Consider the following 11,977-nt stretch of genomic DNA (forward strand, 5'->3'; position numbering starts at 1 on the left):
CTCCTCTCGGACCCCAACGCCACGGTCTCGACCGCGGCCGGCACAGCGCTGCCGGCCCTCGAATGGGTCGCCGCGGTCCGCGCCGAGCTCGACGCCGCCCCCGAGGCCACGGTCCTGACCCGGACCAACGCGTTCGGGAGCTACGACTCGAACTACGTGATCGCGCTCGAGAGCCGCACCGACCACCTCGGTGCGGACGCTGCGGCCGCCGAATCCGGCGGCGTTTCCCGGCAGCGCCTGTGGCACATCCGGGCCCAGCAGGTCGTCCTCGCGACCGGCGCCCACGAGCGGCCGATCGTGTTCCGCAACAACGACCGCCCCGGCGTCATGCTCGCCTCCGCGGTGCGGACGTACCTCAACCGGTACGGCGTCGCGGCCGGCTCGCGCGTCGTCGTCTCGACGACCAATGACAGCGTGTACCCGCTCGTCGCCGATCTCCTCCGGGCGGGCGTGCAGGTCGCGGCCGTTGCGGACGCCCGCCCCGAGCTCTCCGCCGCCGCCAAGACGGCGGACGCGGCCGGCGTCGTCGTCCTCCTCGGCGCCGCCGTGGTGGACACGGCAGCGAACCCTGGGGGCGGTCCGCGCGTCAGCGCAGCAACAATTCGTGCGATCGACGACGACGGCGCCCCCGTGGGTGCCGCGCGGAAGGTCGCGTGCGACGTCGTTGCCGTCTCCGGCGGGTGGAGTCCCGTGGTGCACCTCCACAGCCAGCGTCAGGGCAGGATCCGCTGGGACGACGAGCTCGTCGCGTTCGTGCCCTCCGGGGCCGTCGAGGGCCAGCAGATCGTCGGCGCGGGGGGCGGGAGCTTCGATCTCGGCGACTGCCTCGCCGAGGGGACCAATGCGGGGGCGGTCGCGGCGTTCAACGCCGGCTTCGTCACGGAGGGCGGCGCCCACGCGATCGCCGTCGCCGGTACCGCACTGCACGTGAACGGCAGGACCCGCCCCCTCTGGGTCGTCCGGGACGAGGACGCCGGGCTCGCCGAGCTTCACGAGCACTTCGTGGACCTCCAGCGCGACCAGACCGTCGCGGACGTGCTCCGCGCGACCGGCGCCGGCATGCGCAGCGTCGAGCACATCAAGCGTTACACCTCGATCAGCACCGCCAACGACCAGGGCAAGACCTCCGGCGTCAACGCCATCGGCGTCATCGCGGCGGCGCTCAACAACGGCGCGACCCCCGGTGAAATCGGCACGACGACGTACCGCGCGCCCTACGCGCCCGTCGCCTTCGCGGCCATGGCGGGGCGGCAGCGTGGAGAGCTCTTCGACCCCGAGCGGCTCACGTCGATCCACCCGTGGCACGTGGAGCACGGCGCCGAGTTCGAGCTCGTCGGCCAGTGGCTGCGGCCCTGGTACTACCCGCGGGCGGGCGAGTCGATGGACGAGGCCGTGCTGCGCGAGTGCGCGGCCGTGCGCTCGTCGGTGGGTGCCATGGACGCCACGACGCTCGGCAAGATCGAGATCTGGGGCGCTGACGCGGGGGAGTTCCTCAACCGCATTTACACGAACGCGTTCAAGAAGCTCAAGCCCGGCTCGGCCCGCTACGGCGTCATGTGCACGCCGGACGGGATGATCTTCGACGACGGCGTCACCCTGCGCCTCGACGAGAACCGCTACTTCATGACGACGACGACCGGCGGCGCCGCGCGCGTGCTCGAGTGGCTCGAGGAGTGGCACCAGACCGAGTGGCCAGCGCTCGATGTGAACTTCACGTCCGTCACCGAGCAGTGGACGACCGTCGCGGTCGTCGGCCCGAAGTCTCGCGCCGTGATCTCCAAGGTCGCCCCCGACCTCGACGTCGACAACGAGGCCTTCCCGTTCATGGCGTTCCGCGAGACGACGCTCGCCTCGGGCATCCCCGCCCGGGTCTGCCGCATCTCCTTCTCGGGCGAGCTGGCCTTCGAGATCAACGTCTCCGGCTGGTACGGCCAGCAGGTCTGGGAGGACGTCTTCGAGGCCGGGGCCGAGTTCGGCATCACCCCGTACGGCACCGAGACGATGCACGTGCTCCGCGCCGAGAAGGGCTACCCGATCGTCGGCCAGGACACCGACGGCACCGTCACCCCGCAGGACGCGGGCATGGAGTGGATCGTCTCGAAGGCGAAGGACTTCGTGGGCAAGCGCTCGTACTCCCGGGTGGACACCGCCCGGACCGACCGCAAGCACCTCGTGTCCCTGCTGCCCGTGGACCCGACGTTCCGGCTCCCCGAGGGCACGCAGGTGGTCGAGGCCGGCATCACCGTCAACCCCGCGTACGGTCCCGTGCCGATGCTCGGCCACGTGACGTCGAGCTATCACTCGGCGGCGCTCGGGCGCTCCTTCGCCCTGGCCCTCATCAAGAACGGCCGGAACCTCATCGGCCGGACCCTCGTCGCCCCCGTGGGCAACCAGCTTGTCGACGTGATCGTCGGCGACACCGTCCTCTACGACCCGGAAGGGAAGCGCCGCGATGGCTGAGCAGCTCATTTCACCCGCCCGCCCCACCCACGCCACCCAAACCCGCCCCACGACCCCCACAGGCAGCACGGCGGAGCTGCGCCGGAGCCCCGCCGCCCATCTCGCGCCCCGGTTCGCCGAGGCCGAGGTGACCGGTGCCCGCCGCGTCTCCCTTCGCGAGGTCCCCTTCCGGACTATGGTCGGCCTCCGCGCGGTCCCGGGCTCGGACGCCGCACGCCGCATCGAGGCTCGGCTCGGAACGCCGCTCCCCGCGCGCTGCGGTGAGGTCTCCGTCGGCACGGGCAGCTCGGTGTTCTGGCTCGCGCCGGACGAGTTCCTGGTCGTCTCGAGCACCGACCCCGCCGAGGCGACCGCGGCGCTCGCCGAGGCCCTCGGCGCCGAGCCGGGCTCCGCCGTCGACCTCTCCGCGAACCGCACGACGTTCGAGCTCAGCGGTACGTCCGCCCGCGACGTCCTCGAGAAGGGCTGCCCGCTCGATCTCCACCCTCGGGCGTTCGCCGTCGGCGCCGCCTACGTCACCCAGCTCGGCCCCGTCCCGGTGCTGCTGTGGAAGACCGGCCCCGAGACGTGGGAGGTCTGCCCGCGCGCCTCCTTCGCCGACTACCTGGGCCGCTGGCTGCTCGACGCCATGGCCGAATTCAAGACGGCCGAGCCCACGGCGGCCAGGCTCAAGGCTCCGGAGGTGCTGTAGCCGATGGCGCCGCGTGAGTACGTCCTGACGCTCGACTGCACCGAGAGGCCCGGAATCGTCTACGCAGTCTCGGGGTTCCTGGCCGAACGTGGTTGCGACATCGTCGACATCAAGCAGTACGGCGACCGTCGAGGCGGGCACTTCTACATGCGGGTCCACTTCGAGGCCCCTGCCGCCGGCGGGACCGAGGCTCTGGAGGAGCTCACCCTCGAGGAGGGCTTCGCTCCCGTCGCCGAGCGCTTCGGCATGGCGTGGCGCCTCCGCCCGGCGGGGGAGAAGACTCGAGTGCTGCTCATGGTGTCCAAGTTCGGGCACTGCCTCAACGACCTGCTGTTCCGCGCGCGGATCGGCGAGCTGCCGGTCGAGATTGTGGCGGTCGTCTCGAACCACGACGACCACCGGGGGCTCGTCGAATGGCACGGCATCCCCTACCACCACATCCCCGTCACCGCCGGGTCGAAGCCTGAGTCGGAGGCCAAGCTCCTCGCGCTCGTGGACAGCTACGGCGTGGAGCTCGTGGTGCTCGCCCGTTACATGCAGGTGCTCAGCGACGCCCTCGCGACCCGCATGACCGGGCGTGTGATCAACATCCACCACTCGTTCCTCCCCTCGTTCAAGGGCGCCAAGCCGTATCACCAGGCGTGGGAGCGCGGCGTCAAGACGGTGGGCGCGACGGCCCACTATGTCAACGCCGAGCTCGACGAGGGCCCGATCATCGTCCAGCAGGTCATCGAGGTGGACCACACCCATTCGCCCGAGGACCTCGTCGCGGTCGGCCGCGACGCCGAGTGCAAGGCCCTGAGCAACGCCGTGCGCTGGCACTGCGAGGGCCGCGTCATTCTCAACGGGAACCGAACGGTCGTGCTTCGGTGAGTGCTTCGAGCCGGGGAAGGAATGCTCCATGGCACTGAGCGCCCTCGACATGTTCTCCGTGGGCATCGGCCCGTCGTCCTCGCACACGGTCGGGCCGATGCGCGCTGCCGCCACCTTCACGGACGGCCTTCGCGCGGAGGGGCTGCTGGGCGCCGTCGAACGCGTTCGGGCGGAGCTGTTCGGCTCGCTCGGCGCGACCGGACACGGGCACGGCTCGGACAAGGCGGTCATCCTGGGCCTCCAGGGGGAGCGGCCCGAGACCGTGGACACCGACACCGCCGACGCGCGGGTCGCCCAGGCGGGGGCCGAGGGCAAGCTGCTCCTCGCGGGGGAGCGGCGTATCGCGTTCTCCTGGGACGACGACGTGGTGATGCACCGGCGGCGTTCGCTTCCGGCCCACCCCAACGGGATGGTCTTCAGGGCGTTCGACGGCGCGGGGGAGCTCCTGCGCGAGGCGACGTTCTACTCGGTGGGCGGGGGCTTCGTCGTCGACGAGGACGCCGTGGGCGCAGACCGCATCGTCGAGGATGCGACGCCGCTGCCGTACCCGTTCACCACCGGGGCGCAGCTCCTCGAGCACTGCCGCCGCGAGGGCAGACGCGTCAGCGACATCATGCTCGCGAACGAGCTCGTCTGGCGCAGCGAGGAGGAACTCCGCGCCGAGCTCCTGCACATCTGGGCCGTCATGAAGGAATGCGTGCACAACGGCTGCACCCGCACCGAGAAGCTCCTGCCCGGAGGGCTCAAGGTCCCGCGCCGCGCGCCGAAGCTCCTCGCCGACCTCGAGGCCGCGAACGACCAGACGGACCCCATTCGGGCCATGGACTGGGTCAATCTGTTCGCCCTGGCCGTGAACGAGGAGAACGCGTCCGGCGGGCGCATCGTCACCGCGCCGACCAACGGCGCGGCCGGAATCGTCCCTGCGGTGCTGCACTACTACGAGAAGTTCGTCCCAGGGGCCGACGACGACGGCGTCGTGCGCTTTCTGCTCACCGCTGCGGCCGTGGGCATCCTGTTCAAGGAGAACGCCTCGATCTCCGGCGCCGAGGTCGGGTGCCAAGGCGAGGTCGGATCGGCGTGCGCGATGGCGGCCGGCGGACTGTGCGAGGTCCTTGGCGGCACGCCCGCGCAGGTCGAGAACGCCGCCGAGATCGGCATCGAGCACAACCTCGGCCTCACGTGCGATCCGGTGGGCGGGCTCGTGCAGATCCCGTGCATCGAGCGCAACGCCGTCGCGAGCAACAAGGCGATCAACGCCGCCCGCATTGCGCTGCGCGGGGACGGCAGTCACAAGGTCTCGCTCGACAAGGCGATCAAGACGATGCGGGAGACCGGCGCGGACATGAAGGTCAAATACAAGGAGACATCGCGCGGCGGCCTCGCCGTCAACGTCATCGAATGCTGAGGACCCCCGGAGGATCGACAGCATCCGCCCGGACGGCGTCCGAACAGTTTCCGTTCAACGGAAGGAGTCTAACGCCCGGGAGGTAATCCGACGCACACTCGAATCAGTCCTCGGAGCGGCCCAACGACGGTCCGGCCCGCAGCTGAAAGCGAGTTTGAGATGAGCGAACGCAAGATCCACACCACCCAGGTGGCCATCATGGGTGCCGGCCCGGCGGGCCTCATGCTGTCCCACCTGCTGCATCAGGCCGGGATCGAGAGCACGGTCGTGGAGCTCCGCAGCCGCCGCGACATCTCCCACACCATCCGCGCCGGGATCCTCGAGGCCGGCTCCGTGGACCTGCTCGTGGGCTCGGGCGTGGACAACGTGCTGCGCAACGGCCACGAGCACGAGGGCACGGAGTTCCGCGTCAACGGCGAGGGCCACCGCATCGACTTCAAGGCCCTGACCGGGAATTCAGTGTGGCTCTACCCGCAGAATGAGGTCTTCGACGATCTCTCCGCCCAGCGCGAGGCCGACGGCGGCGACGTCCGCTACTCGTGCTCCGACACCCAGGTCTTCGACCTCACGGGCCAGCCCAAGGTGCATTTCACCGACACTGACGGTCAGGACTGGGAACTCCGCGCCGAGATCCTCGTGGGCGCGGACGGCTCGCGCTCGCACTGCCGCTTCCAGATCCCCGAGGCCGAGCGGACCTGGTACTTCAACGAGTACCCGTTCGCGTGGTTCGGCATCCTCGCCGAGGCGCCGCGCAGCTCGCCTGAGCTCATCTACGCGAACTCGGCGCACGGCTTCGCGCTCATCAGCCAGCGCACCGACACGATGCAGCGCATGTACTTCCAGTGCGACCCGACGACGAACCCTGCAGACTGGAGCGAGGAGCAGATCTGGGAGCAGCTGCGCCTCCGCGTCAACGGCAACGGCTTCGCGCTCAAGGAGGGCCCGATCATCGACAAGGTGGTCCTTCCGTTCCGTTCGTTCGTGCACACGCCAATGCGGTACGGGAACCTCTTCCTCGCGGGCGACGCCGCCCACACCGTCCCGCCCACGGGCGCGAAGGGCCTCAACCTCGCCCTCCACGACGTCAAGCTCCTGTTCGAGAGCCTCGACTCCTATTTCAAGTCGGGCTCGACCGCGCTCATCGACACGTACTCCGACCGCGCACTCGATCGCGTGTGGAAGGCGCAGTACTTCTCCTACTGGATGACCACGCTCCTCCACACCGTGCCCGACGAGCCGAACCACGCGTTCTTCCGCGCCCGCCAGCTCGGGGAGCTGCGCTCGCTCCTGGAGTCCGAGCACGGCCGCGCCTACATCGCCGAGTGCTACACGGGGTGGCAGGGCAAGTAGCGCGCCGGTCGTCCGCTCCTGCCCATCTTGGGGGAGCACAGTCGGTGCGTTGCTGGGCAACACGCCGATTGCCGGCGGATTGGGCGGCGCAAGAAGGGCAGGAACGGACACGCCGGGATCGGGTGAAAGGATGCCCCTATGAGCCACTCGAGTCCCGTCCCGTCCTTCTACCTCGACAAGGCCGATCCCGGCTCGTGGAAGGCCCTCAATTCCCTCGCCACCGCCGTGCGCGAGGCGACAGAGGCGGCGGGCCTGCCGCGCGACGTCGTCGAACTCGCCAACGTGCGCATCTCCCAGATCAACGGCTGCGCGTATTGCCTTGACCTCCACGTGCGTGCCGCCGAGGAGGCGGGAACAGCGGCGGTCAAACTGCGCGTTCTACCTGCATGGCGCGAGACGTCAATCTTCAGCGAGACCGAAGAGGCCGCGCTCACCATCGCGGAGGCGGTCACCCTGCTCCCGGACGACGACGAACGGGTCGCCTCGCTCGAGTCCGCCCGCTTCGCGTTGGGAGACGAAGCCTATTCGGCCCTGTGCTGGGCCGCGGCCACCATGAACACGTTCAACCGCGTCTCGATCGTGAGCCGTCACCGGGTCACGGGCTAGGGGTTTCGAAGAGGGCTTGTTCTCCGAACATTAACGATATATCGTTGAGGCATCGAGATACATCGGTGCCATATCGGTGTATCGCCCTACTCAAGGAGAAACACCATGCATCCCCATCCAGACCATCACCACGAGCATCAGCACCACCACGACGGGCACGGCTTCGGTCCCGGCCCCGGGGGCTTCGGCCCTGGCGGCTTCGGGCGCGGATTCGGCCGCGGCTTCGGGCCAGGTTTCGGGCCGGGCCGTGACTTCCCGCCGGGCTTCGGTCCGCGCGGCGGGCGCCGCGCCAGCCGAGGGGACATCCGCGCGATGATCCTCTCGCTCCTGTCCGAGAGCCCGAACACGGGGTACGGCATCATCCAGGCCGCGAACGAGCGCACGAACGGCATGTGGCGTCCGAGCCCCGGCTCGGTCTACCCGACGCTCCAGCAGCTCGTCGACGAGGAACTCGTCGAGCAGACCGGCGAGGGCAAGCGCACCGAGTTCACGCTCACCGAGACGGGGCGCGCGTACGTCGCCGACCACGCCGAGGAGCTCCAGAAGGCGTGGGACGCCGCCCCGGGCACGAGCGAGGCCTCGGACGCGTTTGTGGAGAGCGCCAAGAAGTTCATGGGCGTGCTCCACCAGTTCCGTTTCGCCGCGACGGACGAGCAGCGCACCAAGGCCGCCGCCGCCCTCGACGACGCCCGCAAGGCTCTGTACCTCATCCTCGCCGAGTAGCGGGATCATTGCAGAGAGGGCCGTACTCCTAAGGAGGCCAATGTCCCAGATGGCACCCGGGCGACCACCCGCCGTCGTGCGCGGCGGTCGCGTTTCGGGCGGCGACGTCGCGCTGCAGAAGAAGCTCAACGCGGAGGCGCCCCGCATCCCGCACCTGCTCCGCCGCATCGCGGAGCTGTTCACGCCGCATCGCGGGGCGCTCTCTCTCACCGTTGTGCTCGTGCTCGTCGGGGCCGCGCTTTCCGTGGCCCCGCCGCTGCTCACCCAGCGCACGTTCGACGACGGCCTGTTCCCTCCCGGGGGCCATCCCGACCTTCCGCGGCTCGGTGAGCTCGTGTCCCTCATGGTCGGCGTCTACGTGATTTCGGCCCTGCTCGGTGTGTGGCAGACGTACCTCACCTCGACCGTCGGGAACGCCGTCATGGGCGCGCTGCGCGTGCGGCTGTTCAGCCACCTGCAGTCCATGGAGCTGAGCTTCTTCACGCGCACCAAGACCGGTGTGATCCAGTCCCGCCTCCAGAACGACGTGGGCGGCGTGGCGGGCGTGCTCTCCAACACGGTCTCCGGCGTCGTCGGGAATATCGTCACGGTCATCGCGGCGTTCGTCGCGATGATCGCGCTCAACTGGCAGCTGACCGTCATCGCCGTGGTCCTCATGCCGTTCCTCGTGATCGCCCAGCGCCGCGTGGGCCAAGTGCGCGCGCGGATCGCCACCAAGACGCAGGAATCGCTCTCCGACATGACGGCGATCACCCAGGAGTCCCTCAGCGTGTCCGGGATCCTGCTGTCGAAGAGCTTCAACCGGCAGCCGGATGAGATCGAGAGGTACTCGGCGGAGAACCGGAACCTCGTGAGGCTTCAGGTGCGGCAGGCCATGAGCGGCCAGTACTTCTTCGCGCTCGTGAGCATCTTCCTCTCGTCGATCCCCGCGATCGTGTACCTTGTGGCCGGGTGGCTGCTCTCGGGCGGGGCCCACGGCGTCACGGCCGGCACGATCGTCGCGTTCACCACCGTCCAGGCGCGGCTCCTCTTCCCGCTCATCGCGATCATGCGCGTGGCGCTCGACCTCCAGACGTCCGGGGCCCTGTTCGCGCGCATCTTCGAGTACCTCGACCTCAACCCCGCGATCACCGACGGGCCGTCCGCCGAGCCGCTGCCGGCCGCCGCGGACCGTCTGGGCGAGGTCGAGTTCGATCGGGTGACGTTCAGCTACCCGGACTCGCGCGGCGAGGACCGGGCGACGCTCAACGACGTCTCGTTCCGGGTCGAGCCGGGCCAGTTCGCCGCGTTCGTGGGGCCGAGCGGCGCGGGCAAGACCACGGTCTCCTACCTCATCCCCCGGTTCTACGAAGCGAGCGAGGGGTCGGTGCGGTTCGCGGGGCGGGACGTGCGCGAGATCGAGCACGAATCGCTCGTGAGCCACATCGGGATCGTGAGCCAGGAGACGTACCTCTTCCACGCGACGATTGCCGAGAACCTGCGCTACGCGAAGGCCGACGCGACGCAGGACGAGCTCGAGGCCGCCGCGCGTGCGGCCAACATCCACGAGACGATCGTCTCCTTCCCGGACGGCTACGACACCGTGGTCGGCGAGCGGGGCTACCGGCTTTCCGGCGGCGAGAAGCAGCGCATCGCGATCGCCCGCGTGCTGCTCAAGGATCCCGAGGTGCTCGTACTGGACGAGGCGACGAGCTCGCTCGACACCATCTCCGAGCGCGTCGTGCAGAAGGCCCTCGACACCGCGGCCCATGGGCGCACGACGATCGCCATCGCCCACCGGCTTTCGACCGTGGTCGGCGCCGACGTCATCTACGTCGTGGACCGCGGGCGGATCGTCGAGCACGGCTCCCATGCGGAGCTCCTGGCGGCGGGCGGCGCCTACGCGCGGCTCTACCTCGACCAGGCGGGCGGGGGCGCGGGCTCGAACGGCGCAAACGGAGCGCCGGGCGCAATCGGCACGAGCGGCGTGACCGGCCAGCGCAGCGGCACCCCCACCTGATCGTCTCGGGTGCGACGCGCGGGGAGAGCGGAATCATAGTCGCCCGATTGGGGAATGCGAAAACCTGCGTGGGATGATGGGCGGGATGACTTCCCCCACGCGAACCCCGGACAGCCCCGTGCCCCCCGCCGACGGCGACTCCCGCCCCCAGGTGCGGCCCGCGACGGAGGGCTGGGAGCAGCAGCGCACGGCCGAGGGCCGCCCGCTGCTCCAGTTCGCGTCCCCGCGCGTCAAGCAGCCGCCGCTGCACCTCGCGGACCTCACGCTCCCGGAGCGGGCCGAGAAGCTCAAGGAGCTCGGCCTCCAGCCCTTCCGCGCGAAGCAGCTCAGCACGCACTACTTCCAGCACTGGACCACGGATCCGGACCGCATGAGCGACCTCCCGAAGTCGGGCCGGGAAGAGCTCGTCGAGGCGATGTTCCCACCGCTCCTCACCGAGGTCCGCCGGCTCCGCACCGACGACGGCAACACCATCAAGTTCCTGTGGCGCCTCTTCGACGGCGCGCTCGTCGAGTCCGTGCTCATGCGCTACCCGGGCCGCATCACGCTGTGCGTCTCGTCGCAGGCGGGCTGCGGAATGAACTGCCCGTTCTGCGCGACGGGCCAGGCGGGCCTCACGCGCAACATGTCGACCGCGGAGATCGTGGACCAGGTCGTCGCCGCGAACCGCGTCATCGCGGCGGGGGAGCTTGGCCAGACCGAGCACCCCGACGAACGGGTCACGAACATCGTGTTCATGGGCATGGGCGAGCCGCTCGCGAACTACAAGCGCGTCATGGCCGCCGTGCACCGTTTCGTGGACCCCGCGCCCGAGGGCCTCGGCATGTCGGCCCGCAACATCACGGTCTCGACCGTTGGCCTCGTCCCGGCGATCCGCAAGCTCGCCGAAGAGAACGTTCCCGTCACGTTCGCGCTCTCCCTGCACGCCCCGGACGACGAGCTCCGCGACGAGCTCATCCCCGTCAACAACCGCTGGAAAGTCGATGAGGCGATCGACGCCGCGTACGACTACTTCCGCAAGACCGGCCGCCGCGTGAGCATCGAGTACGCGCTCATCAAGGACATGAACGACCACGCCTGGCGCGCGTCGCTCCTCGCGAAGAAGCTCAACCAGCGCGGCCGCGGCTGGGTCCACGTCAACCCGATTCCGCTCAACCCGACGCCGGGGTCAATCTGGACCGCGTCCGAGCCCGAGGTCCAGGACGAGTTCGTCGGCGTGCTCCGCGCGGCTGGCGTCCCCACGACCCTGCGCGACACGCGCGGCAAAGAGATCGACGGCGCGTGCGGCCAGCTCGCCGCCGCCGAATGACGGGCGCGCAGACCTCAGGCACCTCAGGAGCACACCCGTACGACGGCGGGACCCGCCCAGGTGGGCCCCTCGCCGTCGTCGGCCGCTTGCTCCGCGAGCTGATGCTGGGCATCGGCCCGGCGAAGAATGACCACCACGCCGCGATCCGCGCGGCGGCCGGAGTGTTCGTGCCGCTGCTCACGCTCACGCTCGTCAACCGGCTGGACCTCGCGATCTTCGCGAGCTTCGCCGCGTTCACGGGGATCTACGGTCGCAACGAGCCGCATCGCATCCGGCTGGTGACGCAGACGCGCGCCGCGCTGCTCATGCTCGCGGTCATCCTCGCCGCGACCTTCTCAGCCCGGCTGAGCCCCGGCGGCGCGCTCAATCCGTGGGAGATCGTGGCTGGCACGACGCTCGTCGCGTGGCTCTGCACCGTGATGGTGGGGCATTGGCGGCTGCGGCCCGCTGGCTCTCTGTTCTATATCTTCGCGTTTGCTTCCATCTCCTCACTCCCGCGGCAGCCGCCGCTCGGCGACGCACTCGTGGCCTCCGCCGCGACCGTGGTCCTGTGCCTCGCGA

Annotated in this window: 9 protein-coding genes and 1 pseudogene; all 10 read left to right on the forward strand. The window is 69.8% G+C overall.

All coding sequences use genetic code 11. The features are described 5' to 3' along the window. Window positions 1-2,460, forward strand: a 2,460-nt coding sequence (locus ACLN58_RS11075) for a glycine cleavage T C-terminal barrel domain-containing protein (protein ID WP_415855316.1), incomplete at its 5' end; no start/stop codon positions are given. Next, on the forward strand, window positions 2,453-3,151 hold the full coding sequence (locus tag ACLN58_RS11080) for a sarcosine oxidase subunit gamma (protein ID WP_415855317.1): 699 nt from the start codon (window positions 2,453-2,455) through the stop codon (window positions 3,149-3,151). The genes ACLN58_RS11075 and ACLN58_RS11080, both read left to right, overlap by 8 nt. A gap of 3 nt (window positions 3,152-3,154) precedes the next feature. Then, window positions 3,155-4,024: a formyltetrahydrofolate deformylase gene (purU, locus tag ACLN58_RS11085; protein WP_415855318.1), complete on the forward strand. Its 870-nt coding sequence runs from the start codon at window positions 3,155-3,157 to the stop codon at window positions 4,022-4,024. A 28-nt stretch (window positions 4,025-4,052) separates the two neighbouring features. Continuing rightward, window positions 4,053-5,429 (forward strand): L-serine ammonia-lyase, encoded by a 1,377-nt coding sequence (locus ACLN58_RS11090; RefSeq protein ID WP_415855319.1) that lies wholly within the window; start codon window positions 4,053-4,055, stop codon window positions 5,427-5,429. A gap of 159 nt (window positions 5,430-5,588) precedes the next feature. After that, on the forward strand, window positions 5,589-6,779 hold the full coding sequence (locus ACLN58_RS11095; protein WP_415855320.1) for a 4-hydroxybenzoate 3-monooxygenase: 1,191 nt from the start codon (window positions 5,589-5,591) through the stop codon (window positions 6,777-6,779). A 138-nt stretch (window positions 6,780-6,917) separates the two neighbouring features. Continuing rightward, window positions 6,918-7,385: a carboxymuconolactone decarboxylase family protein gene (locus ACLN58_RS11100; protein ID WP_415855321.1), complete on the forward strand. Its 468-nt coding sequence runs from the start codon at window positions 6,918-6,920 to the stop codon at window positions 7,383-7,385. A 105-nt stretch (window positions 7,386-7,490) separates the two neighbouring features. Beyond that, complete coding sequence (locus tag ACLN58_RS11105; RefSeq protein ID WP_415855322.1) at window positions 7,491-8,108, forward strand: PadR family transcriptional regulator; 618 nt, start codon at window positions 7,491-7,493, stop codon at window positions 8,106-8,108. 40 nt (window positions 8,109-8,148) lie between these two features. Then, window positions 8,149-10,107, forward strand: coding sequence for an ABC transporter ATP-binding protein (locus ACLN58_RS11110; protein ID WP_415855323.1), 1,959 nt, complete (start codon window positions 8,149-8,151; stop codon window positions 10,105-10,107). Window positions 10,108-10,192: 85 nt separating this feature from the next. Further along, window positions 10,193-11,416, forward strand: a complete 1,224-nt coding sequence (gene rlmN, locus ACLN58_RS11115; RefSeq protein WP_415855324.1) for a 23S rRNA (adenine(2503)-C(2))-methyltransferase RlmN — start codon at window positions 10,193-10,195, stop codon at window positions 11,414-11,416. Further along, window positions 11,413-11,977, forward strand: a pseudogene (locus ACLN58_RS11120) (hypothetical protein); the annotation flags it as partial. The gene rlmN and the pseudogene ACLN58_RS11120, both read left to right, overlap by 4 nt.

Source organism: Sinomonas sp. G460-2 (assembly GCF_047759905.1).
Classification (GTDB): Bacteria; Actinomycetota; Actinomycetes; order Actinomycetales; family Micrococcaceae; genus Sinomonas.